This window comes from Parahaliea mediterranea (assembly GCF_003402235.1).
GTDB lineage: Bacteria > Pseudomonadota > Gammaproteobacteria > Pseudomonadales > Halieaceae > Parahaliea > Parahaliea mediterranea.
On record NZ_QEWO01000001.1, the window covers coordinates 1,044,698 to 1,071,146 of the forward strand.

At 62.4% G+C, this 26,449-nt stretch carries 25 protein-coding genes; 11 read left to right on the forward strand and 14 right to left on the reverse strand.

The features are described from left to right. Nucleotides 1-78: 78 nt before the first annotated feature. Complete coding sequence (locus DDZ17_RS04435) at nt 79-1,035, reverse strand: 3-hydroxyacyl-CoA dehydrogenase (protein WP_116364699.1); 957 nt, start codon at nt 1,033-1,035, stop codon at nt 79-81. A gap of 21 nt (nt 1,036-1,056) precedes the next feature. Beyond that, the gene (locus DDZ17_RS04440) at nt 1,057-2,568 is read right to left on the reverse strand and encodes a flavin-containing monooxygenase (RefSeq protein WP_116364700.1); all 1,512 of its coding nucleotides are present in this window, start codon (nt 2,566-2,568) and stop codon (nt 1,057-1,059) included. 135 nt (nt 2,569-2,703) lie between these two features. Here DDZ17_RS04440 and DDZ17_RS04445 point away from each other — a divergent pair, with 135 nt between their 5' ends. Further along, nucleotides 2,704-3,708: an AraC family transcriptional regulator gene (locus DDZ17_RS04445; protein WP_116364701.1), complete on the forward strand. Its 1,005-nt coding sequence runs from the start codon at nt 2,704-2,706 to the stop codon at nt 3,706-3,708. Between the two features lie 25 nt (nt 3,709-3,733). Here DDZ17_RS04445 and DDZ17_RS04450 read toward each other — a convergent pair whose 3' ends face one another. Then, nucleotides 3,734-4,276, reverse strand: coding sequence for a cupin domain-containing protein (locus DDZ17_RS04450; protein ID WP_116364702.1), 543 nt, complete (start codon nt 4,274-4,276; stop codon nt 3,734-3,736). Between the two features lie 158 nt (nt 4,277-4,434). Between DDZ17_RS04450 and DDZ17_RS04455 the strand changes: the two genes are divergently transcribed. Next, nucleotides 4,435-5,223 (forward strand): SDR family NAD(P)-dependent oxidoreductase, encoded by a 789-nt coding sequence (locus tag DDZ17_RS04455; protein WP_116364703.1) that lies wholly within the window; start codon nt 4,435-4,437, stop codon nt 5,221-5,223. Between the two features lie 61 nt (nt 5,224-5,284). Here the strand turns inward: DDZ17_RS04455 and DDZ17_RS04460 are convergent, their stop codons facing one another. Beyond that, complete coding sequence (locus DDZ17_RS04460) at nt 5,285-6,709, reverse strand: spinster family MFS transporter (RefSeq protein ID WP_116364704.1); 1,425 nt, start codon at nt 6,707-6,709, stop codon at nt 5,285-5,287. A 152-nt stretch (nt 6,710-6,861) separates the two neighbouring features. After that, nucleotides 6,862-7,764 carry an EamA family transporter RarD gene (gene rarD / locus DDZ17_RS04465; RefSeq protein WP_116364705.1) on the reverse strand — a complete coding sequence of 301 codons (903 nt, stop codon included), beginning with the start codon at nt 7,762-7,764 and terminating at the stop codon, nt 6,862-6,864. A 178-nt stretch (nt 7,765-7,942) separates the two neighbouring features. Between rarD and DDZ17_RS04470 the strand changes: the two genes are divergently transcribed. After that, nucleotides 7,943-8,392 (forward strand): carboxymuconolactone decarboxylase family protein, encoded by a 450-nt coding sequence (locus tag DDZ17_RS04470; RefSeq protein WP_116364706.1) that lies wholly within the window; start codon nt 7,943-7,945, stop codon nt 8,390-8,392. Further along, complete coding sequence (locus DDZ17_RS04475; RefSeq protein ID WP_116364707.1) at nt 8,389-8,907, forward strand: carboxymuconolactone decarboxylase family protein; 519 nt, start codon at nt 8,389-8,391, stop codon at nt 8,905-8,907. Before DDZ17_RS04470 ends, DDZ17_RS04475 begins: the two co-directional genes overlap by 4 nt. Before the next feature lie 82 nt (nt 8,908-8,989). On the opposite strand, the gene DDZ17_RS04480 is transcribed toward DDZ17_RS04475, so the two are convergent. The 5 genes from DDZ17_RS04480 to DDZ17_RS04495 all read right to left on the reverse strand — a co-directional run bounded on the left by DDZ17_RS04480 (nt 8,990) and on the right by DDZ17_RS04495 (nt 14,207). Beyond that, entirely contained in the window at nt 8,990-9,238 is a 249-nt protein-coding gene (locus tag DDZ17_RS04480; RefSeq protein WP_116364708.1) for a hypothetical protein, read from the reverse strand. Nucleotides 9,239-9,380: 142 nt separating this feature from the next. Beyond that, nucleotides 9,381-9,644, reverse strand: coding sequence for a hypothetical protein (locus tag DDZ17_RS22245; protein WP_157976435.1), 264 nt, complete (start codon nt 9,642-9,644; stop codon nt 9,381-9,383). A 237-nt stretch (nt 9,645-9,881) separates the two neighbouring features. Then, nucleotides 9,882-11,288, reverse strand: coding sequence for a TIGR03013 family XrtA/PEP-CTERM system glycosyltransferase (locus DDZ17_RS04485; protein WP_116364709.1), 1,407 nt, complete (start codon nt 11,286-11,288; stop codon nt 9,882-9,884). Nucleotides 11,289-11,328: 40 nt separating this feature from the next. Then, nucleotides 11,329-12,567 carry a pyridoxal-dependent decarboxylase, exosortase A system-associated gene (locus tag DDZ17_RS04490; protein ID WP_116364710.1) on the reverse strand — a complete coding sequence of 413 codons (1,239 nt, stop codon included), beginning with the start codon at nt 12,565-12,567 and terminating at the stop codon, nt 11,329-11,331. A 2-nt stretch (nt 12,568-12,569) separates the two neighbouring features. Further along, nucleotides 12,570-14,207 carry an acyl-CoA ligase (AMP-forming), exosortase A system-associated gene (locus DDZ17_RS04495; protein ID WP_206613434.1) on the reverse strand — a complete coding sequence of 546 codons (1,638 nt, stop codon included), beginning with the start codon at nt 14,205-14,207 and terminating at the stop codon, nt 12,570-12,572. Nucleotides 14,208-14,355: 148 nt separating this feature from the next. Between DDZ17_RS04495 and DDZ17_RS04500 the strand changes: the two genes are divergently transcribed. The 7 genes from DDZ17_RS04500 (at nt 14,356) to DDZ17_RS04530 (ending at nt 22,998) form a co-directional block, all read left to right on the forward strand. After that, a complete protein-coding gene (locus DDZ17_RS04500) occupies nt 14,356-16,287 on the forward strand; it encodes a hypothetical protein (protein WP_157976436.1) in 1,932 nt (643 codons plus the stop codon). 145 nt (nt 16,288-16,432) lie between these two features. Beyond that, the gene (locus DDZ17_RS04505) at nt 16,433-17,125 is read left to right on the forward strand and encodes a tetratricopeptide repeat protein (RefSeq protein ID WP_116364713.1); all 693 of its coding nucleotides are present in this window, start codon (nt 16,433-16,435) and stop codon (nt 17,123-17,125) included. Nucleotides 17,126-17,196: 71 nt separating this feature from the next. Continuing rightward, entirely contained in the window at nt 17,197-18,660 is a 1,464-nt protein-coding gene (locus tag DDZ17_RS04510) for a lipopolysaccharide biosynthesis protein (RefSeq protein ID WP_116364714.1), read from the forward strand. 1 nt (nt 18,661) lies between these two features. Further along, nucleotides 18,662-19,540 (forward strand): sulfotransferase domain-containing protein, encoded by an 879-nt coding sequence (locus DDZ17_RS04515; RefSeq protein ID WP_157976437.1) that lies wholly within the window; start codon nt 18,662-18,664, stop codon nt 19,538-19,540. Then, nucleotides 19,521-21,278, forward strand: coding sequence for an arsenate reductase/protein-tyrosine-phosphatase family protein (locus DDZ17_RS04520; protein ID WP_116364716.1), 1,758 nt, complete (start codon nt 19,521-19,523; stop codon nt 21,276-21,278). Before DDZ17_RS04515 ends, DDZ17_RS04520 begins: the two co-directional genes overlap by 20 nt. Nucleotides 21,279-21,357: 79 nt before the next feature. Next, nucleotides 21,358-22,206 (forward strand): alpha/beta hydrolase, encoded by an 849-nt coding sequence (locus tag DDZ17_RS04525; RefSeq protein WP_157976438.1) that lies wholly within the window; start codon nt 21,358-21,360, stop codon nt 22,204-22,206. Nucleotides 22,207-22,209: 3 nt separating this feature from the next. Then, nucleotides 22,210-22,998 carry a sulfotransferase family protein gene (locus tag DDZ17_RS04530; RefSeq protein WP_116364718.1) on the forward strand — a complete coding sequence of 263 codons (789 nt, stop codon included), beginning with the start codon at nt 22,210-22,212 and terminating at the stop codon, nt 22,996-22,998. 44 nt (nt 22,999-23,042) lie between these two features. Here the strand turns inward: DDZ17_RS04530 and DDZ17_RS04535 are convergent, their stop codons facing one another. From DDZ17_RS04535 to DDZ17_RS04550, 4 genes are read right to left on the reverse strand one after another with little or no spacing between them, the layout of a single operon-like run. After that, on the reverse strand, nt 23,043-23,945 hold the full coding sequence (locus DDZ17_RS04535) for a hydrolase 1, exosortase A system-associated (protein WP_116364719.1): 903 nt from the start codon (nt 23,943-23,945) through the stop codon (nt 23,043-23,045). Beyond that, nucleotides 23,942-24,817, reverse strand: coding sequence for a serine aminopeptidase domain-containing protein (locus DDZ17_RS04540; protein WP_116364720.1), 876 nt, complete (start codon nt 24,815-24,817; stop codon nt 23,942-23,944). Before DDZ17_RS04540 ends, DDZ17_RS04535 begins: the two co-directional genes overlap by 4 nt. A 47-nt stretch (nt 24,818-24,864) precedes the next feature. Next, nucleotides 24,865-25,110, reverse strand: a complete 246-nt coding sequence (locus tag DDZ17_RS04545) for an acyl carrier protein (protein ID WP_116364721.1) — start codon at nt 25,108-25,110, stop codon at nt 24,865-24,867. 60 nt (nt 25,111-25,170) lie between these two features. Further along, nucleotides 25,171-26,199: a glycosyltransferase family 2 protein gene (locus tag DDZ17_RS04550; RefSeq protein WP_157976439.1), complete on the reverse strand. Its 1,029-nt coding sequence runs from the start codon at nt 26,197-26,199 to the stop codon at nt 25,171-25,173. Between the last annotated feature and the right edge of the window lie 250 nt (nt 26,200-26,449).

Sequence of the window (26,449 nt, forward strand, 5' to 3'; positions counted from 1 at the left end):
GGTGGACGTTGCCTCCTGCTTCACGGCGCAGCGCTTTGACTGCGGCGGTGTTTGTGGCCGCGTCCCAGGCCCTGGCGGCTAGCTGGCCAGCCGCACTTTGGCCACAATATCCGCCACCTCGGAGTGCGCCGGCACCGCCAGAAAATCCGGCGCCATAAAGGCAGGATCCGGGTAGCGGTAATACCCTTCGCCGCTCTGGGTACCCAGCAGGCCGCGATCCAGATAGCGGGTTTTCAGGTAGCTGGCGTTGGCCTGCATTTGCGCATCGCCGGTAACGCCAGCCCAGTGCGTCAGCACGTCGCATACGGTTTTCATGCCGATGATGTCGATCATGCCCATGGGGCCCACGGCACTGCCTCGATTGGCAATGAGGTAGGTGCGATCTACATCCTCGGGGGTTGCCACTTCGTTGGTCACCAACGTCTGCGATGCCATCAGCAGGGCCATCAGCCAAGTGTTGAGAATATAGCCGTTCTGTTCCTTGCGCACCGGGATGGGCACCATGCCGGTATCGATCACAAAGCCGGTCACTGCCGTGAGCGTAGCCTCGGCGGTGCCGGGGTGGGCCATGATCTCGATCAGGTTGGCACGCCAGATCAGGTTGGCGTAGTGCAGGGCACAGAATTTGTCGGGGCGCCCGCAGTACTCAGCAAAATCCCTGGGCAGCAGGGTGGATGAGTTGGTGGCCAGCAGGGTGTGGGGCGCCAGCAAGGGCGCCATGTCCCGGTACACCGCCGCTTTGATGTCCGGGTCTTCCGGCACCGCCTCTATCACCAGGTCGGCATCGCCCACGGCATCGTCCAGCGCGGTGGTATAGCGCAGGAGCGCCCAGGTGGCGTCGATGTCCCCGTCACCGGCGCCCAGTTCCGCCCGGTAGATATCCGCGTACAGTGCGTGGGTCTGCCGGCAGGCTGCCAGTGCGGCCTCGGCGAGGTCGTACACCACCACCTGCTTGCCGCGAAAGGCGTTGTGCCAGGCGATCTGCCCGCCGAGCACACCGCAGCCGAGCACCGTGACACGGTTCAGTTCTGTCATTGTTCTGCTTTCCTTTTTCGGTCAGGCGGCGTGAGCCGTTGAGGCAGGGCTAGCCGGCTTATCGGCAGCGGCAACAAACACCAGACAGGGGTCATCCACCGGCCGCTCCAGCAGCTGCTGCACATCGTGCCGGTAGTCCATTTTGACCTCCCAGGGCGGCGTGCGCCCCTGGCGCGGCAGCTGGCGCCGGCCGCGCTGCACGTAGCCGGCCTGCAGGGAATCGAGAATGCCCTCTTCCATGCTCTCACCAGCCGGCGCGCGCGGGGTGACCGACGCCAGGCCGCGGGCATCCATGTACTTGAGCAGCCGGCACAGGTAGCGCCCGGCAAGGTCGGCCTTGAGGGTCCAGGAGGCGTTGGTATAGCCGAAGAACCAGGCCAGGTTGGGCAGGTTCTGCACCAGCGCACCGCGGTAGGTCATCTGCTCTTCGAGCTTCAGCTCCTGCTCATCCACGCGCACCGCCATGCCACCCATCATCTGCAGGTCCAGGCCTGTTGCGGTTACGATGATGTCCGCCGCCAGTTCCTCGCCGGAGCGCAGTTTTACGCCGTTTTCGGTGAAGCATTCAATATGGCCGGTAGCCACCGAGGCGCTGCCTTCGCGCAGCACCCTGAACAGGTCGCCGTCGGGCACGGCGCACAGGCGCTCGTCCCAGGGCATGTAGGCGGGGCTGAAATGGCGCATATCAAAATCGGGGCCAAGCTGCTTCTGGGCTTTGCGCAGCAGGTGGCGGCGCATGAATTGCGGCCAGCGCCGGCAGGCCTTGAAGGTCAGCTGCTGCAGGAGGATGTTGCGCCGCCGCGCAAAGCGGTAGGCCAGGTCGCCCGGCAAAAGCCGGGCCAGCAGTCCGGTCAGGCGGTCGCTGCCGGGCAGGGAGTACACGTAACTGGGGGAGCGCTGCAGCATGGTGACATGGGCAGCGGTGCCGGCCATGGCCGGCACCAGTGTCACGGCGGTAGCGCCGCTGCCAATCACCAGCACCCGCTTGCCGCTGTAGTCGAGGTCTTCCGGCCAGTGCTGGGGATGCACAATGGTGCCGCGAAAGCGCTGCTCCTCGGGAAAGGCCGGGCGGTAGCCGCTATCGTAGTTGTAGTAGCCGGTGCAGCTCATCAGGAAGCGGCTGCGAAAGTGGCGGGGCTCGCCACTGCGCTGGCACACGGCCTGTAAGGTCCAGCACTGTTCGCGGCTGTCCCAGCTGGCTTCGCGCACCTGCAGGCCGTAGTGAATTTTGTCTTCCAACCGGTGCTCGGCGGCGGTCTGGCGGATGTACTCGCGAATCGACGGCCCGTCGGCCAGTGTGCGCAGCTTGTTCCAGGGCCGGAAGTCGTAGCTGAAACTGAGCATGTCGGAGTCCGAGCGAATACCCGGGTAGCGGAACAGGTCCCAGGTGCCGCCCATGCATTCGCGGCGCTCGACGATGGCAACGCGCTTGTCGGGGCACTCCCGGGCCAGGTGGCAGGCCGTGCCAATGCCCGACAGGCCTGCGCCAATAATCAGTACGTCGTAGATGTCATCGCGATTGACTGCCTGCATGTCGCGGTACTCCTGGCTTTGCCATGGTTATTCTTTGCATGAGTGGGTTTGAGCATAGCCCCTTGCTGCCAGGCAGAATTGACTTTAGGCGACAGTTTTTTATCTTAGAGCGTCACCCCGACAGCAGCGGCCACTATGAACAGCCTGATTCGCGCCACCACCCTGCGCGGCTATGAACAGCTCATCCGGGAGCTCGGCGGCGACCCGGCCCCCCTGCTGCGGCGCTATCACCTGCCAAGCGCTGGCCAGCACGATATCGAGCGCTTTATCCCCTACCGCAACGCGGCGCTGCTGTTTGAAGCCAGCGCGGCGGCCTTTGACTGCCCGGATTTTGGCCTGCGCCTGGCGCGCTACCAGGGCTGGGAGACGCTGGGGCCGGTTGCCGTGATCGCGCGCAATGCGCGCACGGTGCTGGATGCCTGCCGCAGTATCGCCCGCTACCTGTACACCCACTCCCCTGCCCTGTCGCTGGCGCTGCGCACCCACCCCGAAGACGGCTCCCTGCAATTCGACTACCGCATCAGCGAACTCAGCCTGCAACAGAACCGCCAGGCCTACGAGCTGAGCCTGGCTAACGGGCTGCAGCTATTGCGGCTGCCCGCCGGCAAGCAGCTGCGCCTGCGCCGGGTGGGTTTTCGCCACAGCCGCATGGCGCCAGTGAGCGCGTATCGGGAAGTGTTTGGCGGCACCGTGGAGTTTGACCGCGACTGGTGTGGTTTTCTGATTGATGCCAGCCTGGCCAACCAGACCATCGACCAGGCCGATGCAGAAACCCATCGCCTGGCCACCGCCTACCTGGAGGAACACTTTGCCACGCGGGGGCGTCACCTGACCGGGCAGGTGCGCGGGCTGATCGAACAGCTGCTGCCCACCGGGCAGTGCACGGCGCGCAATATTGCCGAGCACCTGGCCCTGCACCCGCGCACCCTGCAGCGCCGCCTGGCGGATGAGGGCCAGCGCTACGATGCCCTGCTGGACGGTGTGCGCCGCGACCAGGCGGCCTACTACCTCAGCCAGCCCGGCTTGTACCTGAGCCAGGTCAGCGGCCTGCTGGGTTATTCCGAGCAGAGCGCCTTCAACCGGGCCTGCCGCCGCTGGTTCAACACCACCCCCAGGGCGTACCGGGCACGCGCCCGGTAGCGCGCACTGCCGCTGGCGCTCAGCGTCAGCGTTCGGTGGGCGGCACGCGCTCTTCCTTCCACGCCTCGCTGCGCTCGCGGTAGGCATTGGCCACCCGGTCCCAGTGTGCTTCGCTGTTGTTGGTAAAGAGGATGTGAAAGAAAGGCGCGTTGCGAAACTCCAGCACTTCGGCCCCCTCCGGCCCGGTTTCGTAACTGTAGGGAGCATCGGCCGGGACATAAAAGCCATCGCCCTTGCCCAGCACTTTGCGACCCAGGTGAATCTCTCCCCCCAGCACGTAGTACAGGCAGTCGGCATCGTGGGAGTGCCGGGGCAACACAAAGCCGCTCTTGAACCAGGCCCTGCAGAGGCTGAAGCCACCGGGCTTTTCGTCGCGGAACAGGCACTGTACCTGCTCTCCGCCGCCTTCGGCAGCACCGGCTTCCACCACCTTGGTGAATCCGGCAATCACACTGTCGTCCATGCCCATCATCGGCATCTGTTCTTCGGTCAGCGCGGTGGCATCTGCGGCGCGAAAAATTCGAATGCCATCCACGGCCTTTTTCTGCTCGGGTGTCACCTCAGGCATGGCGAAAACTCCTTTGTTATCGGGATGGGTTGATACTGCCGCCCGCGCGCGGCAATGACAATGCACCGCCGGCGGCATGATCGGTATCCGGTACAGGTGCTTAGACTGGGGCCAACAGGGGCTTCCGGTATGCTGCGGCAAAATAACAGGAGGCAACGATGGACATTGATTTTAGCGGCACAACCCACCTGGTGACCGGTGGCGCATCAGGCATTGGCGCGGCGGTGGTTCGCTACCTCGCCGGGCACGGCGGCCGGGTGGTGATTGCCGATATCAACGACGAACACGGCAGCGAACTGGCCGCTAGCTGGCCCGGCCAGGTGCTGTACCAGCGCACCGATGTCTGTGACATCGGCCAGTTGGAAGCGGCCTGCGCCCTGGCGGCGGATACCTTCGGCGGGCTGGACGGGCTGGTGTGCAGCGCCGGTATCGGCAGCCTCGGCAACAGCGTGGATTTGCCGCTGGCCGACTGGGCCCGGGTGATTGATATCGACCTGAACGGCGTGTTCTACAGCTGCCGGGCGGCCCTGCCCCACCTGCGCCGCCGGGGCGGTGGCTGCATTGTCAATATTGCCTCTCTCAGCGGTGTGCGCGCCGACCATGGCTTTGCCGCCTACAACGCCGCCAAGGCCGGGGTGATCAACTACACCCGCACCCTGGCGCTGGATCACGGGCCGGAAGGTATCCGCGCCGTGGCAGTGTGCCCAGGGCTCATCGACACCCCGCTAACGGCGGCCAGCGCATCCATAGACGACATTCACCAACCCTGGGTAGACGCCATTGCCCTGGGGCGCAGCGGGCGCGCAGAGGAAGTGGCAAACCTGGTGGCCTTTTTGCTCTGCCCCGGCGCCAGTTACATCACCGGCACCGAGGTGGTGATTGACGGGGGGCTCGGCAGCAGCAACAACCAGCCCAACCTGCCGAGGATTCTGGCGGCTATGCAATAAGCCGCAGGGCGCTGGTGCCTGGCCCGGAGCCCCCGGCCAGGCCGGAAAAACGGCGTGCCAGTCAGTGCAACTTGGCCACCAGGTCCCGCTGCAGACCCCGGCACAGGTAGAGGTAGAGCAGGCCCGCCACGCCCAGAACGAACACCGTGGCCGTGAGGGATTGGCGCAGGCCCAGGGCACTGGCCTGCAGGCAGGCCTGGGCCTTGGCTTCACCAAGGCTCGCCAGCAGCTCGCTCTCACCGGCCTTGCAGGCCGCAAGCGACAGCTCCGCCGCCCAGGGGCCGGCCTGCAGCAGGGCATCCATGCGCAGGTCGCTCAGCAGCCCCACCCAGAGCGGCCCCAGGCCATAGCCCACAAGGTTCACAATAAACAGGAAGAAGGCCACCGCGGTGGCCCGGGAGCGGGTGCTTACCACGCCCTGGCAAATAGTGTACTGGGCGCCGAGATAGCTGTAATGCAGGATGGCACCCACAATCATCAACGCCAGGGCCATACTAGCGCTGGCGGCAGTCAGGGCCGCGTAATACAGGGGCAGCGACAGCAGCAGCCCAAGGCCAGGCAGCCAGGCCACGGCGTTGGGAAAGCGCACACTGATACGCTCGGTGAGGTAGCCGGCAAAAAACGCGCCGAATGAGGCGGCCAGGCCCAGCGGCACCGCCACCTCCATGGCCACCTCCGCCACCGACATGCCGTACACCCGCTGGAAAAAGGCCGCCTGGAAGTTAATGATGCCGTAGCCCACGAAGGCTACCAGCGCAGCCGCAATGGTATTCACCCAGAAGCTGGGCTTGCCCGCCAGTTCCGCCAGGGTGTCGCGAAAGCCCAGCGGCGCCACCACCGGCGTACCTGGGGGGTCCGCATAGCCCCGCGGCGGCTCCTTGATGACAAACAGCACAATCACCCCAATCAGAACGCCGGGTATGCCCAGTACCAGGAAGGCTTCGCGCCAGGAGAACAGTTCTGCCACCGGGCCACCAAAGGCGTTGGCCAGCACCCCGCCAATGGTGATGCCCATGGAGTAAATGGCCAGGGCGCGGGCGCGGCTGCGCGGGGGGAAATAATCGGCAATCAGCGAATTGGCCGGCGGCGTGCAGCCCGCCTCGCCAATCCCGACCCCGATGCGAAACACCAGCAGCGAGAGAAAGCCGCCGGCCACACCGCACAGGGCCGTCATGCCCGACCACAGGATGACGCTGGCGGCGATGATCCGCACCCGGTTGTAGCGCTCCGACAGTCGGGCGATGGGGATGCCCATCAGCGTATACATGAGCGCAAAGCCAAAGCCGGACAGCAGACCAAACTGCCAGTCCTGCAGGCGGAACTCCTCAATGATGGGCTGGGCCACCACCCCGATCAGCACCCGGTCGATGAAGTTGAGGGTGTACACCAGGGTAAGGGTGTAGAGCACAAAATTGCGATAGCCGGGGGTGCCGAAGCCCTCGCCGGTGTACGAGCCGGGCGCTGCCGCTGCCGGGATGGAAGCCATAGTCGGATCCTTGCTTATTGTTATCCGTTCGCTGGCACTGCCCGGCGCCGATAGCGGCACCTGCCCACCAGCCAGGGTCCATACTACGGAAATCCCTGCCGTCTGCCGAGGCCTATTTTCGAATTTCGGGTATCTTTTTTGCCCGACCGGGTTCAGCCGATATCCCGCTGCCGGCGCAGGCGCCGGCGCTGCAGCAGGGCGTCGGCTGTGTACAGCAGCAGGCCAAGCCATACCAGGGCGAAGGTCAGCCGCTTGCCCTCGGAAAACGGCTCGTGAAACACCAGCACCGCCAGCACCAGCATCAGGGTGGGGCCCAGGTACTGCAGGAACCCGACGGTCGACAGGTTCAACCGCCGGGCGGCGATATTGAACAGCAGCAGCGGCACCAGGGTCAGGGGGCCGGCAAACAGCAGCAGCGCATTCAACGGGGCGCTGTTGTGCAGCAGGTTACTGGTGGGGCTGTCGCTCCACAGCAGGTAGGCCAGTGCCAGCGGGAACATGAACAGGGTTTCCACCGCCAGCCCGGTGAGGCTCTCCACCGGGGCTTGCTTGCGCACCAGGCCGTAAAAGCCAAAGGACAGGGCCAGAAACAGCGCCACCAGCGGCAACCGGCCGAACTGCCACAACTCGTGGGCAATGCCCACCGCCGCCAGGGCCACGGCGGCCCATTGCAGCAGGCGAAAACGCTCCCCCAAAAACACAATGCCAAGCACAATGTTCAGCAGGGGGTTGATGTAGTAACCCAGGCTCGCCTCCAGCACCCGGTTGCTATTGATGGCCCAGATGAACACCAGCCAGTTGCTGCCGATCAGCGCCGTGGACAGCAGCAGCACCGCCAGCCGGCGCCGGTCCTTAAGAGTTGCCCACAGGTCTGGCAGTTTGCCAACGGCCAGCAGCACCAGCAGGGCCAGGGCCAGCGACCAGAGGCTGCGGTGGGCCAGGATCTCGGTGGCCGGAATGTGCTGCAGGGCCTTGAAGTAGAGCGGGGCCAGGCCCCAGATTAAAAAGGCGACGATACCTGCAAGCAGGCCGGTTGCGGCATCTCTGTCTGTCATCGGGGCATCTCAGCGGCGGGAGGGGCCGCTGCATTCTAACGCCCGCACGGCCACCGGCACAGGCTGATTGCCTGAACCAGCGGCCACCGCGCAGGCGGCAGCCCTTGCCTGCTTGGTCGCCTGGCACTTCAATGGTGTCAGCCAAGCCACGCTATACACATAACGATACGAGGCACCCATGACCTGGTTCAGCCAAGCCACCACCCGGGACGACGTTTTCGCCACGCTACCGGCCTTCCAGCCGGGCTTTGACGCCCTGTACGCCAGCCTGTGGTCACAGGACGCCATCCCCCCTGCGCTGCTGGAGCTGTGCCGCCTGCGCATTGCCCAGTTGCACCGCTGTGACGTGGAGTGGCAGCGCCCCTCCATCGCCGTACCCGAGGCTCAGCGCGAAAACCTCCAGCACTGGCACCGCCACCCGGCCTTTGGCGCGGTGGAGCGGGCCTGCCTCGATCTGTGCGAGGTTTACACCGCCGACCCGGCGGCTATCACCGATGCCCAGGCCGATGCCGTAAAAGCCCACGTGGGTGAACCCGGCTTTGTCGCCCTGACGGAAGCCATGGGCCTGTTTTTTGGCCTGACCCGCCTCAGCCTGCTGTGGCAACTGCCCCCGGAGGCCGCACAATGAGCAGCCAACCCCGCGCCCATGGCCCCAGCACCCAAACCGGTGACCCGGTACGCGATTCCGCCCTGGCCCTGGTGCCCACGGTGCTCGATGCCTACATTCCCCTGTCCCGCGCTGTCTGGCTGGAGGGCCCCCTCGGCCCCGCCCTGCTGGAACTGGTGCGCCTGCGCAACGCCCAGCGGGTGAACTGCGTGTTCTGCCGCAATGCCCGCTACGACATCGCCAAAGAAGACGGCCTGACCGAACAGCAGATTGAATGGATGGGCAGCGCCCAGGGCCGCCAGCAACTCACCCGGCGGGAGCGCCTGGCGCTGGCCTTTGCCGACGCCTACCTGGACGGGCCTGACACCCTGTCGAGTGAGCATCAGGCGGAGCTGGCCGATGCCTTTACGGCGCAGGAAATCGCCCATCTGTCACTGGCCCTGCTGCTGTTCAACACCTTCTCGCGCTGCGCGGTCACCATTGGCGGCATGCCCGAGAGCCTGCCCGTGATGGAGGTGTCACTGCCGCCGGCCTGAGGGGCACGCGGCTATGTGATCGGTAAGAGGGATGCCGGGGCCGCAGCGCCAAATGGTGGCAGGCTGCGCCCGGCAGGGGTATTTATGAAGAGGATTTACGGCCCGCCAAGGCCAGGAAGCCCAGGGTCACCACACCGCCCAGGCACCACAGTGCCAGCAGGCCGAGCTCGGCTGCGCCAACGCCGCCGGAGCCTTCCAGTGGTGCCCAGCGCATTACCAGGTAGATAGTCAGCAGCAACAACCCCACCGCCAGCAGGCGGCCGTAGCTTTTGCGCGATGAATCCTTTGTCTGGCTACCGGTGCCCGGCAGCAGTTCACCTATCGATCTCATTGAACATCCGTCCCTGCATCATCCGTTGATTGCCTGTTGGGGGAGTTGAAGCATAGCCAAATCCCCGGGGATTGCAGTGTCCAGATTGTAAAAATGTGGGCCAGCTCGCAAAGGCGGGCCCGAACTGTGGTAACTAGCTGCTTTAGCCGCGTCGCTCGCGCCTGGAGCGGCGATCCTTCACCACCCACAGCCCGTTGATTTCGCATGGGAAACTGTGACCAGCCTCACGCCTGCGGTCGGCGGTGGCCCGGCTCACGTGATAGCGTGGGTGACGCGGCGGCCGGCGCTCGTCGGGGCTGCAATAGCACTCCGAGACATAGGATCGCGCCGAATAGGTAAAAACGAAAACAGCTAGCCCCAAGGCCACGAGCAGCAAAACGGCAAGGATGCCGAGTGTAAACTCCATGTGACATTTCCCCCACGGTGGTTCTTCTTATTGGCTGGTCTTTCTGTGTGTGACCTGTGCCTTTAATACCACTGTCCTACAGCAAGGACAGGAAGTCCAGCCGGCAGCAACCGTTGCAAGCAACTATTGCACCAACTCGAAATTGCTCGTTCAAATCAGGGGCTTGGCTATCGCAAGCCAACGCCAAGGCTGACATCATCGCCCGGACTGTCAGAAAAGCTGACAACCACTAGCGACTCAGCGCACGCCCTCGCCAAAGAGCACCACCTCGGTAGTGCTGAGAATAATCATGAAGTCGAGGAAGACGCTGTGGTTCTTGATGTAGTACAGCTCATACTGCAGTTTCTGGCGCGCGTCTTCCTCGCTGGCGCCATAGGGATAGTGCAACTGGGCCCAGCCCGCAATGCCCGGCTTGACCTGGTGGCGGGCCGAGTAAAACGGGATGCCCTGCTCCAGTTGCCGTACAAACTCCGGGCGCTCCGGCCGGGGGCCTACCAGCGACATATCCCCGCGCAGGATGTTGAGAATCTGCGGTAATTCGTCGATGCGCAGCCGGCGAATAACGGAGCCAACGCGGGTGATGCGGCCGTCGTTTTTGGCCGCCCAACGCGCCTTGCCATCACCCTCGGCATCCACGCGCATGCTGCGCAGCTTCAGCAGGTCGAACACCCGCCCATACAGCCCCACCCGCTGCTGCCGGTAAATGGCGGGGGTGCCAAAACCATCCTCAAGCCAGATGGCGAGCAGGGTCAGCATCATGACCGGCCATACAATCATTAACAGTGCCAGGCTGGCGACGATGTCAAAGAGACGCTTGCTGGCCTGGCGCCAGGTGCTCTGCTTGAAGCCGTCGGAAAAGACGAGCCAGCTGGGGCTGACAAAGTCCAGCATGATCTTGCCCGCCTCCCGTTCGAAGAAGGTGGCGACATCCAGCACTTCGATACCGGCCAGGCGGCATTTTACCAGCGCGTCAATGGGCAGGGCGTTGCGCCGGTCATCCAGGGCAACCACTATCTGGTCTATGTCCAGCGAGTCGGCCAACGCCTCCAGCGGCACATCCGACTCGACAATGTTCTGCCCCTCCACCTGCACCGGCTCGCCGTTGCTGCGCACAAAGCCGACAAAGCGGAAGCTGCGGCGATCACTGTCGCGACGCAGCCAGCCCAGCGCGGTATTGGCGCGCCAGCCGGTGCCCAGCACAAGCACCCGGGACTTGAGCTGCTCGTTGTCGACCAAACGCGAAAACGTGGCGCGGCTGAGCAGGCTGAAAACAAAGGCAACCAGCAGCGACTGGGCAAACACACCGCGCCAGAGGTGGAGGTTGGGCAGCAGGTAAAATACCAAGGACATGCCCAAAATGGTCAGCACAAAGGCGCTCATCAGCCGTAGCAATACGCCACTGGAGCCCTCCCGGAGATGGGGTTTGTACAGGCCCACCGCTACCATTGCAGCAAGGCTGACCAGGGCAAACACCAGCGCCCGGGGCAGGATGGAGGTGATGTGCTCCGCCATCTCTGCCTGTTCCTGCAAGAAGTACAGCTGTGCCCCCAGGTAAAAGGCGGCAATGAACAGCAGGCCTTCTATCACCGCGAGCAGGTAGTAGACCGAATGCACATGATGGTTGAACAGGCTTACCGTACGCATGGGATGTCCCGGCCCGCGGGCCTTGCTGCCATGAGGGCACTCATACCAGTATCTGCCGTGGTGAGGGATGGCTCAGGAAGCCGTGGGGGCTTGCGCTGTAGCCGTAGGCGCCAGACTGGAATACCGCCACCAGATCACCCACACCGGCCCGCGGCAGAGTGACCTTGTCAGCGAGAATATCCAGCGGGGTACACAGCGGACCGACGATGTTGACCGTCTCCTGCTCGCCGGCCTGCATGCAACTGGCGATGCACACCGGGTAGTTCTTGCGAATGACCTGGCCGAAGTTGCCGGAGGCGGCCAGATGGTGATGAAGCCCGCCGTTAGTGATGAGGTAGGTTTCGCCGCGCGACTGTTTGCGATCGATCACCTCGGCCACGTACACCCCGGCCTCGGCCACCAGATAGCGACCCAGCTCCATCACCAAGTGGGCGCCGCCCAGCTGCTGCGCGGCCACCTCGCACAAGTGCGCCAGGTTGGCGGCAATGGAATCAAGCTCCAGTGGCTGCTCGCCGGGAAAATACGGCACACCCAGCCCGCCGCCGATGTTCACCCAACTTGGCGCCACTGGCAGCCCCTCGGCAAGACGGGCCGCCAGCTCCAGGCTCAGGTTCTGGGCCTCAATAATGGCCTGTGCCTTCAGGTTCTGGGAGCCGGCGAAGATATGAAAGCCCTGGAAGGCAAGGCCCAGGGCCGCCAGTTCGTCCAGCATCTGCGGAACGCGCTCTTCGTCAACACCGAAGGGCTTGGGGCCGCCGCCCATCTTCATGCCGGAGGTTTTCAGTTCGAAGGCAGGGTTGACCCTCACTGCCACCCGCGGGGTGATGCCAAGACGTTCGCCTTGCACCGCAAGCCGGCGCATCTCGCCCTCGGATTCCAGGTTCACCACCACGCCAGCTGCAACCGCTGCCGCCAGCTCACCGTCTGTTTTGCCAGGGCCGGCAAAGCTGATGCGCCCGGCCTGCATTCCGCTAGCGCACGCCAGCTGGACCTCACCCGCCGAGGCGACATCCAGGCCATCCACCAGGGTAGCCAGCAACGCAATAACCGCCGGCATGGGGTTGGCCTTGATCGCGTAGTGCAGGTGCAGCGCCGGCGGCATGATCCCCCGCAGCGCTGCCACCCGCTGGCGTATCAGCCCACTGTCGTAGGCATAAAAGGGTGTGCCCCCCACCTGGCGGGCCAGCTCAGTCACTGTCTGGCCGCCGACAACGAGCTGGTTGTCGCGGGTGGAAAACTGCGTCATCGGCGCATGTAGCGGTGGCGTCCTTGCAACCATGTTCACTCCTGAAAATAGTGGCTGTATTCGCTCGCCAGCCACTTCCTGTCCAGTTTGCCGTTGGGGCCCAGCGGCAGCTCGGCAAGCACAATGACCGCCTGGGGCACCATAAAGCTCGGCAATTCCCGGCGGCAGTGCCCCAGCACCGCCTGCTGCAGAGCGTGGCCGCTGTCGTCGATTTCTGTGTCTGTACCTGTGCCTGCATTGCTCACGGGGCTGACAAGCACCAGTATCGCCTGGCCCAGGGAAGGATGAGCCAAACCCATGGCCGCCGCCTGGGCGATGTTGCCGGCGCCGTAGACCACCTCCTCCACCTCGGTGGGGCTGACCCGGTAGCCGGAGGTTTTGATCATGTCGTCCTCGCGGCTGAGAAAATAGAGATAGCCTTCGCGGTCGCGCCTGACTCTATCGCCAGACCACACGGCCAGCTCCGGCGTGGACAGCTCCGGTGGCCGCCCTGGCGCGGGGCGAAAACGCCGGGCCGTCAGTTCCGGGGCGTTCCAGTACCCCATGGCTACCAATGGCCCTCGGTGCACCAGTTCGCCGGGTTCATCCGGGGCACACTCCCGCCCATTGGCATCAACCACCAGAATTTCGGCGTTGGGAATGGCCCTGCCGATGGAATCCGGACGCAGCGCCACCTGATCGGGCGGCAGGTAGGTGGAGCGGAACGCTTCGGTCAAACCGTACATGAGGAAGATCTGTGTATGCGGCAGCCGGGCGGCAAGGCTGCGCGTGGTGGCGGTGGGCATGGCGCCGCCGGTATTGGTGATGTAGCGCAGGCGCTGCACCACGGCGCTCGGCCATTCAAGGCCCGCCAGCTGGTTCCAGATTGGTGGCACGGCCCCCAATCCCGTCACCTCGAAACGCTCCAGCGCGCGCAGCACATCACCCGGCAGCAGGTAGTCCATGAGCACGGCGCTGCCGCCGCAGAAAAACATGGTCGTAAGCTGACTGAGGCCCGCATCGAAACTGAGCGGCAACAGGGCCAGCACCCTGTCACTGGCGGTGTTGCCCAGATAACTGGCAACACTCTCGGCACCGGCCAGCAGGTTGCGGTGGGACAGCACCACCCCCTTCGGATGCCCGGTACTGCCGGAGGTATAAAGAATGGCTGCCATGTCGGCATCGATACGCTCAGCTACCGCAGCTATTGGCGCATCGGCATCAACGAAGTCTGGCCAGCCTGTGATCTTTGTGGCGAGGCTTTCTCGGTAGTGTTCTGTGCAGCTTGCATTGGCCCCTGCAGCAGCACTTGCTGCAAGCGGCGCATCCACTGTCACCACGAGCTGTAAATCGGGGCACTGTTGCAGCACGTCCTGCAGGCCCTTCAGGCGCTGGGCGGAGGTCACCAACACCTGCACATTACAGTCACTGAGGATATGCACCACCTGGCGCGGTTTCAGCAGCGGGTTTACCGGCACAAATACACCGCCCGCGGCAGAGGTACCAAACAGAGTAAACACCGTCTCAGGCTGTTTGGGCAGAAAGCACGCCACCCGTGCGCCGGCAGACAAGCCTGTACGGCGCAGCCCCTGGGCGAAGGCCTGGCAAGCATCCCACAGCGTTTGATAGTCCAGCGTGGTATCGCGGTAGTACAGCGCACAGCTAGAGCCAAACTGCTCTGCTTTGCGCTGCACAAGATGATGTACCTGAGAAAGCATGCGTGATTTGGCTCCCGGCCCGGATCCATCCTGTTGGGGCAATGGAAAAAATTGTATATGCTAGCTGCGGCCCTGCTAAGAGATTGTAGCCGCAGGCTTATCAATTTGTGACGCAGTCGCTGATATGGATCCAGAGACAGGCCGAAATCGTCCGCTTTTCCCCGTGGCGGGCCAGGGGCAGGCCACGGCATCGTCTGGGCCGCAGAGCCTGAAGCGCTGGCGGCGACGTTCCGCGCTGCGCCTGACACCCGCTGTTGTCACCCGTCTGATTCTCGCCTGGTCGCTGCTGTCACTGGCACTGGCTCCCTTCCTGGACTACCCGCTGATTGGCGCCGGGGGCGCAGTGTTTGCACTGCTCTACCTCGGTCTGCTGTTCCTGTTCCCTCGGCTCTGGCTGTACGCCATCCCCCTTGCCGCTGTCTTTCCGGACTTTGCCAGTTACACTGGCCGCGAGTTCTACACCCTGCTCGACCTTGTGGTGTTGGTGACGATAGCCGGCAGCCTGTGCTTCAATCGCTACCACTTTCAGGTGCTGCGCCCCTCGCCAGCGGTGCTCGGCATCGAGATCCTCCTGGTGTTCAGCCTGATCGGCTACGGTGCCTGGCACACCTTCGTCGCGCCCCCCGGCGCCCTGACCAGCGCGCCCTGGAGCGCGTCGGCCAATGCCTACATGGCGGTCAAAGGCATGCTCTGGGCGCTACTGCTCATGCCGGTCTACGGCCATGCCATGTCGCGCAACAAGGCCGCCACCACCCGGGACCTGGTGGCCGGATGCACCGCGGCGGCATGCCTTTTGCTGATAGTGGGGGCGGCAGAGTTTATCGCCAGCAACACTGCAGGCCAGGCGGCGCCGGCCGCCGCCCTGTATGCCACCAGTGCCTACCTGGGCCACTATGCCGGCACCCCGGGCGCCCTGGCCCTGCTGCTGATACCGCTGGTGCTGTACAACGCCGTGCACCAGTCCGGCCTGCTGCCGGTTGCCTGCGGCGTTGTCATCGCCAACGGCCTGCTACTGTTCCTGAACGGCCAGCCGCTGGCACTGGCCGCAACGGCGGCCACTGTGTTGATTTACCTGGGGCTGGAAAGCCTGGCCCCGGCGCTGCGCCGGCGCTGCACGCAAACGGCCCTGCTCACACTGCCAGCCATCGCCCTGCTGTTTGTGGCCAGTGTATTGGCACCCGGAAAGGTCACCGCGCCCGACGCCGCTGCGCCCATCTCCGCCCCGCCGGCAGCGGAAGCATCAACGGTGCTGGGCTTGCTGTTCGGGCATGGAGCGGGCGCCATCCAGCAACGCGACAGCCGGTCATTCGCCGATATCGACATTGCCGACCAAGACGGCAAGAGCCTGCTGCAACTTCACCCCGCCTCGGCCCCCGAGTTACGCAGCCTGATCGGCCAGCGCATACGGCTGGATAGCGATGATCCCTACACGCTGGCTTTCAATGCCCGCGCCGACGAGCCGGCCAGGCTGGCCTTTCTGCTGTGTGACGGGCTGCCCCGCCAAAGCCGGCACAACCCACAGAACTGCCACCTCACCGAGTGGGCGCTTGAAGGGCTGCCCGGCCAGATGAACCGCTACAGCGCCGAGTTGGAGGTGGCCGACATTACCGCCGCCCTGCCAGGCGGCAAGCGCCCCAACCTGCTGCTGCTGCGCAACGACAGCCAGGGTGCGGCAATAACGCTGGACTCCGTGGCCTTTATTACCGACGAATTGAATGTGCTGAGGAACAGTTCCTTCACCGACGCTTTTGACCTGTGGCTGCACCATGCACCCGGCAGGCTGGGCATTGGCAGCAACCTCTACGCCGACCTGCTCTATGAAGCGGGCGCCCTGTCGGTTGCTACCCTGCTCGGGTTGCTGCTGCTGTCCCTGAACCGGGCCTATGGCGCCCGGTCTGCCAGTTCTCTGGCCCCGGCCTTTGCCGCGGCGGCGTGCGGCATTGCCCTGCTGGGCCTGTTTGCCTCGCCGCTACTGTCGCCGCGGGTCGCCCTGCTGTTTTACGCGTTTCTGTTTGCCAACCTGATCGCCCTGCGGCCGTTGCGCGCCGACGCCTGACGCCCCGCCAAGCACCAGTTACCGGGTTTGAGAGCTGGGTCACTTGCATTCGTGGCCAGATGGTGTTGAATGCCCATAGGCACTTTGTTGCCACTGCGACTGGAACGGAAACCGTCATTTTACCTGTGAGGATTGGCACGCCACCATGAGATTGCTCGCCACACTTTGCCTCGGCGGCCTCATTGGCGTGACGGGCGCCGTGCCGGCCCTGTCGGCAAACAACGCGGCTCCCTGGGTGGGCACTACCTTCAGGGGCACACCCTGCCGTGGCGAATGGATGAACTACGGCCCCTACGATTACCTCCAGCGCAATGCGATACCCGAAAAGCTAACAATTGTTGAGAGGCATCATTTCACACCGGCGATTGAGCAGTTGGTTGCCGGCGAAAAGGTCGTGCCGAATATAGACTACACCCTACGCGCCTGGCCCAACCACCATCGCGCACTCTATTCAATTATTCGCGTCTACCTTATGGGGAATGTGCGACTTGGCCAACACAAAGGCAGTACGCCTGAGTGTTATTTACAGCGCGCCCTGAACTACAGCCCCGAGGATCCAGTGGCTCACATGCTGTTTGGCATCTATCTGCAGCGCAAGGGCAAAACCGAGCAGGCCATGAAAATGTATCAGCAGGCGGAGAAGCTTGACCCGATGAACATGCAGGTTAAATACAACCTCGGCCTACTGTTTGCCCGGCAAGGCGACTATGTAGCCGCAAGGGAGTACGCCAGACAGGTATATAATGCCGGCTTCCCACTGGCAGGCCTTAGAGAAAGATTGCAAAGCGCAAATCAGTGGCAGGGGGTTTTATCGAACAATAGTGCGAGCCCGGATTAAACCCTATTGCTGGCACCGCCAGCCTAATCTTGCGGGAGCGTCACTCCCGACACTATCTTTGACCAAGGTTCATGCCGTTTACAACGCGAAAATCCATCGCATTTAGCATCGTGGCACGCTACTTCAGCTTGCTGTGTCAATTCGCCTCCACCATGGTACTGGCGCGCCTACTGACGCCAGAAGACATAGGCATCTACACTGCGGGATTCTCCGTAGTTGCCCTTGCACAACTATTTCGAGACTTTGGGCTTAATCAATACCTGATTCAGGAGCGCGAACTGGATCGCGATAAGGTTGGCAGTGCCTTCACGCTCACGCTCATCCTGTCCTGGCTTCTAGGCGCCTCACTTTTGCTCGGCAGCTCGGCCGTCGCGCGTTTTTTCAGTGAGCCTAGTATTTCGCCACTGCTGAAGTTGCTCTCAATCAACTTCTTTGTCATTCCCTTCGGCGCCGTCACCCTGGCCCTGCTACGCAAGTCACTGCGCTTCCACATTACCGCCAGTATCGCGGTAACGGCATCGCTGGTATCGATCGCTGTTTCCATCACCACAGCGTTGATGGGAGCGCGCTACTTCAGCCTTGCCTACGGTGCGATTGCTGAAAGCCTCTGCACGGTGATCCTCGCCCTGTGGTTCCGGGATTCCCAGTTCCCATTCCGCCCCACCCTACGCGGCGCACGCCCCATACTGAGGTTCGGCTCAATGATTGGCGCGGGCAATATCATCAACCAGCTATCAATTAGTGGTACCGACGCGATGGTAGCGCGCTTCATGGGGCTTCCCGCACTGGGCTATTTTTCCAGAGCCTACGGGACCTTTTCGCTGTTTGGCCGCTTATTCACAAGTAGTGTTAGCGGCATCATCCTGCCGCTATTTGCACGAGACAACCACAATGTCGATGCACTGGCGAATGGGTACCTAAAATCCCTCAACTACGCGATGATTTTCGCCTGGCCGTTCTTCGTTTTTCTCTATCTGTTCACTGGACAGATCATTCTTTTGCTCTATGGCGATCAATGGGCGCAAGCGGTACCAATGGTACAAGTGCTGTGTATTGGCGGCCTGCTACTGCCACCCATCCTATTCAGTGACAACCTCTTTATAGCATTCGGTCGACCCGACATCACTCTCAAAATTGGCACCACCGCCAATTTTACCAAGCTGGCACTGGTTGCATTCGCTTGCCAGTTTGATCTGCAAGCAGTGTGCTTGGCGCTAGTTGGATTTCAGGTCATTAAGCTGACGGCAACCCTCTACTATCTGCGACGCAATTTAGGTATTGGCCTCAAGCCGGTTTTTCGAGCGGTTCTACATACCCTGCCTTGCCTTATTGCTTCGATGCTACCAGCGGCGATACTGGGACAATATTTGCTCGGTGGCTCTTTAGGAGACCTGCCGGCGATGCTGTTGATTGGTGCTGTCGCCACCACCGGCTGGCTACTGGGACTGGTCTGTAGCAAACACCCCTTTAGATTGGAAATCTATGCCATGGCCTCAAAACTTCCCGGTCTACGCGCAATTACAGCAGGCGTTTAATATGCAGGCGCTAAAATACTCTGCCCCGGTCGTAGCGCTTGCACGCTGGTGGTATAGCTTCAGGACTCGCGGGGTAGAACAGTGGGTTTTTGTTGCCACCACCGGCCGCAGTGGCACACTTACCCTGGTCGATTTGTTCTCGCAAGTTCCGCATTGTGTTGCGCTACATGAACCCTATCCCGTCATGCACGACCATCTGCTTCACAGTGCAAGTTACCGAGACACCGCAAGCGTTGAACAATTCTATCGCAAGCGAAAAGCGATAAATATTCGCCGCAGTGCCGTGGGCGCAAAGACATACCTAGAGGCAAATCACCTGTTCATAAAGTCCTTCGGCGATCAGGCAGCTTCAGACTTCGGTGATCGTCTTCGGGTTATACACCTGATACGAGACCCGGCCAGTGTCGCCCACTCCATTTACCAACTACAGGATCAACCGGGGACCATAGAAGGTAATCGCTGGTGGCTGGACTACAAGGCACCAACCAACCTGATTCCCTTGGCCGACGAACTGGAGAACCACCCAAATTACTCCCACCCCTACTACAAAGGGCTATGGTATTGGTTCGAGATAGAGGCGCGTGTCCAGCATTGGCGCGAACGCTGGCCGTCCCTTCCCGTTATCACATTCCACACCGAAGATTTCAGTTCTCACCAAGCCGTCAGGCGCCTGTTTGCGGGACTCAATATTGTTCTGAGTGATCAGCAAATTGAATCCATGATTACCGTTCGTCGCCACCAACGCGCGCACCAGAAGCGGCAAGCGCCGTTGTCCATGGCCGATAGACAGGCGATGACTAACGCTTTCCTTGGCCTGCTGGAACAGCGAGGCTTCAGCCTACCCAAGACTTACCAGCGCTATGCTGATGACCCGGTCTGACACCTTGGCAACGGTGCTGGTGCTGGACGCAGATACGCTTCCAGCGCTTGCCATTATTCGATCTCTGGGCCGCTCGGGTGTCAGGGTGTTGGCCGCGTCGAGCCGAAGCAAATCTATCGGCAGCTACTCTCGCTATGCCCTGCAACACCTGCACTATCCCGACCCGATGTCACAGACAGAGGCCTTTCTCAACTGGATGGAGGGGAAACTCACTGACATCGCTGGCCTCGCCATGGTGATTCCTGTAACCGAACGCAGCCTGGTGCCACTTTCCCGGCACTTTGCAACAAGTGATCGTAGAGCCCTATTCGCAATGGCGGACGACCAGGCTCTTGAGCAGGTGCTGGATAAATCGCAAACCGCGGCACTGGCCGCACGCGTTCAGGTGAGCCAGCCCCGCAGTTGGCTCATCAACAGTATCGAGGCGCTGGATTCAATAGTCACTGAATTGCCGTTTCCCCTTGTTATCAAGCCGGCACGCTCCATCTCAGATAGTGACACACGCCAGCACCACAGTGTGCACTACGCCCACATCCTAGACGATTTGAGACGCAGTGCCCGCACCACGCTGCCCCACACCGATCTGATCCTGCAGGAGTATTTCTACGGTGACGGCGTCGGCATTGAGGTACTGGCCAGTCGCGGAGAGATTCTCTATGCGTTTCAGCATCGGCGGCTGCACGAGGTCCCCTTGAGTGGGGGCGGCAGTAGCCTCAGGCGAAGCGAAGAGGTTAACCCCGAACTGCTCGAAGCGAGCCGGAGGCTACTGTCAGCCCTTGATTGGACCGGTGTGGCCATGGTCGAATTCAAGGTTCAGACAGACAGTGGCCGCTACATTCTGGTTGAAATCAACGGCCGCTTCTGGGGCTCACTCCCCCTTGCCCTGGCGGCAGGTGCCGACTTTCCCTTACTGTTGTGGCACCTACAGTGCGGGCTACCGCTCCCCGCACTGCCTGCCTACCGCCGGGGTGTGCTGTGCCACAAGTTATCTTCGGAGCTAAGCTGGTGCGAGGCGGTAATGCGGCGCCAGGCCGACACTCGCCTGGTTGCACTGCCGTCGCGATTCGAGGCACTGCGAGAAACACTCTCCATGCTATTGCCTGGTCACCACCTCGATGCTCAATCCTGGTCCGACCCGCTGCCCGGGCTGATTGACCTTTGGCGGACAGCCTCTCGCTACGCCCGGCGTGCTGGCGGTGCGATAGCAGCCACTACAAGGCAGACAATCTGCCGGTTCGGTAGCCGTCGGTCGGTGATCGACAAGCGGGTGGCTCAAGCTCGCCACATTCTGTTTATCTGCTATGGCAACATCAATCGCAGCGCACTTGCCGAAGCCACTGCACGAGACAAAGCGGGCAGCCTCAACAATATTGAGTTCCGCTCGGCGGGCTTTCACCCCGAGGCTGACAGGGCGCCCGACCCACACACGGTGGCATTGGCGGCGGCTCAGGGCATTGATATGTCGCACCTTCGTTCACGGGTGTTGGATGAAGAGATGGCGCACTGGGCGGACCTGATTCTAGTGATGGAGTCGGGGCAAGTTTTTGAGATCAAGCGGCGCTTTCCCAACAGGCCAGTCCTGCTACTCGGAGGTCTGCTGGAGACTGGCTGGCTCGCCAGGGAGATCCCTGACCCCTACAACCGCTCTGAGGATACCTACAAGCAAGCCTTCCGACAGGTTACCGGTGCGATCGACAATCTGATCGCTGCCCGGCTGACAGGGGCAGGCAGTGACTAAATTGGGCTTTTCGTTGGCCCTGCTGATACTGTTTTGCCTCGCCCTTGGCACGGTTCTCTACGCCATCAAGGCCAGGCCTGTGACTAAGTTGTTTGTCTATAAAACTACCCCCTCTGGCGCACTGTATCTGGAGGCACTTTACCCCGCCCAACAAGCCCCCGAGCGCCCGGCCATCCTGTTCCTGTTTGGGGGCGGCTGGGTTACCGGGCATCGCCAGCAATTTTTGCCCCAGGCGCGTTTTTTCGCCAGCCGGGGCTGGCTGAGCGTAGTCGCTGATTACCGTGTTGCCAGCCGTCACGGCAGCACGCCCCAGGACGCTCTTGCGGATGCCCGCGATGCCTGGGCCTGGCTACAGTCCCGGGCCGGGCAATTCGATATCGACCCGCGCCAGATGGTGCTGGCCGGCGGCTCCTCCGGCGGGCATCTCGCCGCCTGCATGGCGAGTGGGTGCGGCACAGCGCCGCTCTCGCCACCACCCAGGGCGCTGGTGCTCTACAACCCGGTGCTGGACCTAGTCGCCGCGAGGCCGCAGGACGGCTTCTCGACCGGCGAAATGGACCTGATCCGGCAGATGACAGCGGAGGAAAGGGAGCGGCTTTCTCCCTGGCGTGCTCCGGGTCATGCACCTGGCCACCACTCCGGCCGCGCCGCCAGCCAGCCCCTCTGTGAACTGCCGATACCCCGGCTGCTGATCTATGGCGACCAGGACCCGCTGTACCGGCATTACCTGACGCAGCCCTGCGGTGATGCTGGCGAGCCACAAGTGCCCCTGGGCGTCGCCACCTGGGAGGGCGTCGGCCACGGGTTCTTCAATGAACCGCCCTATACCCGGCAAACCAACGAACTTATCGCGGATTTTTTGCAGCGCAGCGGTAGACTCAACCCGCAAGCTCCGCAGCGCGACGCCGCCAACGCCAACAGACCCTGAGCCATGCCGACAAACGCACTTGACCATCACGACTTCGTATTTATCGCTGGCGTGCATCGCAGTGGCACATCGCTGATTCACGAGCTGCTGCGTGCGCATCCGATGATCAGTGGTTTCAAAGACACCCCGGCCTACATGGAAGATGAGGGCCAGTTTCTGCAAACGGTGTACCCGCGCGGCGAAGTGTTTGGCGGGCCGGGGCGCTTTGCCTTTGATGCGGCATCGCACATGACCGAAACCCACCCACTGGTGAGCGCGGACAATGCGCAGGCACTGTTCACCCAGTGGAGTGAATACTGGGACCTGAGCCGCCCGGTGCTGATAGAGAAATCGCCCCCCAATATCGTGCGCACGCGCTTTCTGCAGGCGCTCTTTCCCCGCACGCGATTCATTGTGATTCTGCGCCACCCCGTGGCCGTGGCCTATGCCACCCAGAAATGGAGCCACACTTCCATCGGGTCGTTGATAGATCACACCCTTACGGCCTACGAGCAATTCCTGCAGGACCAGCCCGCCCTGCGCCACTCCCTGCTGCTGTACTACGAAGATTTTGTGCAGGCACCGCAGCGTCATCTGGATGAACTGCTCACCTTCCTCGGCCTGCCCTCCATCGACCTGGACCGCCCGGTGAAACAGGCCATCAACGAGCACTACTTTGCCCGGTGGCGGGCCGATCGCTGGAAGTTCTGGAAGTCCGCACCGCTGCGCCTGCCCTCAAGCCTTGAGCAGCGGGCACGGCGCCTGGGCTACAGCCTTAAATCGCTGGAGCGCATTGATTCAGGCAGGGGTTGAGACAGTTGTTGAGACGGGGATTGAGACAGAGAGGCCGGGGCCGCTCAGCCTCCCGCACTCCTGGCCGCCACCGTCTCCAGCCAGTTTCCCAGCAGCTGGGTGACCGTCTTGCGCGCCGAGCGGCTGGAAAACGCCTGGTCGGCATCCGGCAACACTTCGCGGGCGGTGATCTTGCGCTCGGTTACCGCCTGCCAGGCGGGCTGTTGTTGCACCAGGGCATCAAATTCACGACTGATCAGGCTGCGTCCGCTCATCAGCAGTAGCACTGGCCCGTCAAACGCGTCGAGCCCGCGGCGCATCCGATCCATAAAGGAGCCCTGCGCTTGCTGAGCCGGTCTTGCACCTTCGGAGCGCGCCGCGCCGCCGCCACCGCCCGAGGTCCCCAGTCGGCTACCGAGTGCGCTGGCTGCGGAGCGGGCATAGCCCATCAGCTGATATTCGCCGCGCAGCAACTTCAACCAGAAAGACGCCTGGCCCAACCGCTGCAGGTAGTGGCGGCGCACCACCGCGGCCTGGGTTTCACGGCTGGATACCCAGGGGTTGCCCACGGCGATGGCCACAACACGCTCCAGCGTGTGGGCGTGAATCAGAATACCCGAGGCGGCATCGCAGCCACCCCACAGCACAATGTGCTCAAGCTCCGGCACGGCGCTGCGAAACGCCTTTACCGCGCTGGCGAGATCCGCCCCAATGTGTTCAAAGCCCTGAAACACGCCATCGCTGTCGCCCATGCCCCGGTAGTCAAAACGCAAGACAGGGAAGCCCTGTTCGGCGAGCGCATCGCCCATTTCCACCAGCCCTCGCCCAACACCAGCGCGATACTGGGGGCCGCCGGCAACCACGGTAATCAGGCCGACGTTTTTCACCTGGACCGGGCGATGCACAATGCCCACCAAGGTGCTGCCCTCGCAGTCAAACAGCAGCGGTTCTTTCTGCGGATGGGTCATGGACGGTACAGTGCCCCCAGCACGTCAAGCAGTTCAGGCGTCGCCGCCCGCTCGTTCAATTGCCAAATGGCCGGGCCAGCAAAGCCGTGCAGCTCCACCTGGGCACCGCCTTCGCGGAGCGTGTCCAACATACGCTGCACAGCTAGCCCGGGCTCGTCCTGGCCCTCGCCGAGGTGTTCCAGCCAGCGCAGGGGCAGGCCTGCCAGGTTGAAATCCGTAAGTTCCATTTGCTCCAGTTCCAGCATCAGCCGGGCCGATGGCTGGTAGCCGCCGATTTCCACCGACTCACCGGCCTGCCAGCGCTGTTGAATGTCCTCGCTGCTTGTTTCGCCTGCCCCGCGCTCGACAGCGGCCGCTATGCGCTGGCGCACCAATTGGCGCACAAATCGACGCCCGGACACCACCGGCTGCAACATCAGCAGACCGGCAATGCGCGTCCCGATTGCGCTGGCGGCAGTGGAATTGGTGACAGTGGAACTGGCATTGGCGGCACCGGCAGTACACGCCCCCAGCAAACAGCCACTGCGAATGCCCCACAGCAGCGGCGGCTGGCTGTAACGCTGCGCGATGTCATCAAGCACCAGGCCGACGTCGGCCAGCCAGTCCTGCAGCGATACCGCTTCGAACACGCCATCGCTGTCGCCAGTGCCGCGGTAATCCATCAGGGTGCAGCCATAGCCCGCCGCCGCGAACTGCCGGGCCTGGGCAGCGGCTAGCGCTCGGCAGCGGTTCATCTCTTCGGCAAACGGCGGCAGGTAGAGCACCTGGCCCCGCGCAGCCTGCTGCGGCTGGAATGACAGGGTAAAAACCCGCTCGCCCGGCACCCCCAGGTAGCGGGCACTCAGTTGTTCACCCGTCGCTACCGCTGTCATTGCGGGCGGCTGCGCTGCGTTGCACAAAGGATTTGCGGCGCCATCATTCAGGCCAACTTTTCATCAATGAAGTCGGCCAGGGAGCCGACACTCTCAAAAATTTCCCCGGAGATTTCATCGTCGTGGATCTCGCACCCGGTTTCATCCTCGATCGCCGCCAGGATGGAGGTGATGGTCAGGGAATTGAATTCCGGCAGCGCACCCAGCAGCGCCACGTCACGATCAAAGTGCGCGGCTTCCTCCAGTTGCAAATTGGTTTTCAGGATACGTCTTGTCAGTGCCAGGGTGTCCATACGTGTTGCTGCTCCTAAAAATATTCGTGTGTGTACTTATCGGGCACTGCGCTGTGCCATTTATTCGCGCCGGCCTACCAACGCGTCCGACAATGCCCGGCCTGCGAGAAGCAGGGTAAACAAAAACCATCTCAGGGTAGCGCCGTTGACCACCGCTTCCGCGGCAAAATTGAAAGCCAAACCGCTATCACCTCGGTCAACCATCAGCCGAGCCAGGTCGCGGTTGACATGGGAGAGTCGCTTGCGGCACTGCCGCTTCAGGGCGGCAGAGTGCAGCTTTAGCAGCGACTTGCTCAACAACTGGCGACGGCTGATCAGACGTTCGATACGCCTCAACCCCTGGGACACGCTGTCTCGCGCCTCACCACTGGCGGTATAGTGCCGCGATACCGTGTCAGGCAGCAAGAGAATGCCCTGCGCTGAATCCACGGCACGAAGGTAAAACTCAAGGTCTTCTTCATACAATAAAAATTCGTCAAAGCCGCCGATGGAGTTGAACAGGTCGCGCCTGACAACAGTTGTATTGAGGTGACAAAAACCACTGAATGCCGCCAGATTGGCAACGGTCAGTGCGTAGCAACCCTCCCGCTGCACTTTGCCCGCTTGCCGCATTCTCTCAGCCAGGCGGTGTAACCACAGGGGCTTAGATTCACCGCTGCTGGCCTCTATGGCTACCTGATTGGCAAAGAGGATGTCCGCCGCCCCGGCGCGCAGCGCTGCGTGGGCTTTCTCAAGGTAGGCAGCATCACTCCACTCATCATCATCATCCAGGAAGGCCAGATACTGGCCGCGGGCTCGCCAAGCACCCACGTTGCGGACATAGGCAGGGCCACGGCCGCGTCGGTAGCTGCCCAGGTGGAGATACTCAGCGGGGATGCGGCAGGCTTTGACCAACGCCCCACAGGCATTTGCACACGCCGGCTTCGAGCCGTCGTCCACCACCAGCACTTCAACATCGCGAAAGCGCTGAGCCTCCACCGAAGCCAGCGCGCGCGATAGTAATTCGGCTCTGTCGCGAGTAGGGATTACCACGCTGAAAAATGGACCGACCTCATCCACCTTGTCAGCCGCCACAGTATTGGTAACCACACAGCCCATCCCATCGCGGACACGACGCCAATGGCACTCTAACGCTCCGAATAATGCTCATTTTCGACTATCCATACCCTATCAGTGTAGAAAACCGCTTCGATTGTTGTACACAGCGCGCAAAAAGTTGAGTTCCGCAGCTTCACATTGGTACCTTGCTCACACAATAGGCTATACTTCGAGGCCAGATCAGCTGATAGCGGCGGCGCAAGCTGCATCATTCTGACCAGCAGCGAAACCGCCGTTTCAG

Coding starts and splice junctions, on each gene's coding strand:
- DDZ17_RS04435 (WP_116364699.1), bottom strand. CDS start 1,035: ATGACAGAACTGAACCGTGTCACGGTGCTCGGCTGCGGTGTGCTCGGC.
- DDZ17_RS04440 (WP_116364700.1), bottom strand. CDS start 2,568: ATGCAGGCAGTCAATCGCGATGACATCTACGACGTACTGATTATTGGC.
- DDZ17_RS04445 (WP_116364701.1), top strand. CDS start 2,704: ATGAACAGCCTGATTCGCGCCACCACCCTGCGCGGCTATGAACAGCTC.
- DDZ17_RS04450 (WP_116364702.1), bottom strand. CDS start 4,276: ATGCCTGAGGTGACACCCGAGCAGAAAAAGGCCGTGGATGGCATTCGA.
- DDZ17_RS04455 (WP_116364703.1), top strand. CDS start 4,435: ATGGACATTGATTTTAGCGGCACAACCCACCTGGTGACCGGTGGCGCA.
- DDZ17_RS04460 (WP_116364704.1), bottom strand. CDS start 6,709: ATGGCTTCCATCCCGGCAGCGGCAGCGCCCGGCTCGTACACCGGCGAG.
- rarD (WP_116364705.1), bottom strand. CDS start 7,764: ATGACAGACAGAGATGCCGCAACCGGCCTGCTTGCAGGTATCGTCGCC.
- DDZ17_RS04470 (WP_116364706.1), top strand. CDS start 7,943: ATGACCTGGTTCAGCCAAGCCACCACCCGGGACGACGTTTTCGCCACG.
- DDZ17_RS04475 (WP_116364707.1), top strand. CDS start 8,389: ATGAGCAGCCAACCCCGCGCCCATGGCCCCAGCACCCAAACCGGTGAC.
- DDZ17_RS04480 (WP_116364708.1), bottom strand. CDS start 9,238: ATGAGATCGATAGGTGAACTGCTGCCGGGCACCGGTAGCCAGACAAAG.
- DDZ17_RS22245 (WP_157976435.1), bottom strand. CDS start 9,644: ATGGAGTTTACACTCGGCATCCTTGCCGTTTTGCTGCTCGTGGCCTTG.
- DDZ17_RS04485 (WP_116364709.1), bottom strand. CDS start 11,288: ATGCGTACGGTAAGCCTGTTCAACCATCATGTGCATTCGGTCTACTAC.
- DDZ17_RS04490 (WP_116364710.1), bottom strand. CDS start 12,567: ATGGTTGCAAGGACGCCACCGCTACATGCGCCGATGACGCAGTTTTCC.
- DDZ17_RS04500 (WP_157976436.1), top strand. CDS start 14,356: ATGGATCCAGAGACAGGCCGAAATCGTCCGCTTTTCCCCGTGGCGGGC.
- DDZ17_RS04505 (WP_116364713.1), top strand. CDS start 16,433: ATGAGATTGCTCGCCACACTTTGCCTCGGCGGCCTCATTGGCGTGACG.
- DDZ17_RS04510 (WP_116364714.1), top strand. CDS start 17,197: ATGCCGTTTACAACGCGAAAATCCATCGCATTTAGCATCGTGGCACGC.
- DDZ17_RS04515 (WP_157976437.1), top strand. CDS start 18,662: ATGCAGGCGCTAAAATACTCTGCCCCGGTCGTAGCGCTTGCACGCTGG.
- DDZ17_RS04520 (WP_116364716.1), top strand. CDS start 19,521: ATGCTGATGACCCGGTCTGACACCTTGGCAACGGTGCTGGTGCTGGAC.
- DDZ17_RS04530 (WP_116364718.1), top strand. CDS start 22,210: ATGCCGACAAACGCACTTGACCATCACGACTTCGTATTTATCGCTGGC.
- DDZ17_RS04535 (WP_116364719.1), bottom strand. CDS start 23,945: ATGACCCATCCGCAGAAAGAACCGCTGCTGTTTGACTGCGAGGGCAGC.
- DDZ17_RS04540 (WP_116364720.1), bottom strand. CDS start 24,817: ATGACAGCGGTAGCGACGGGTGAACAACTGAGTGCCCGCTACCTGGGG.
- DDZ17_RS04545 (WP_116364721.1), bottom strand. CDS start 25,110: ATGGACACCCTGGCACTGACAAGACGTATCCTGAAAACCAATTTGCAA.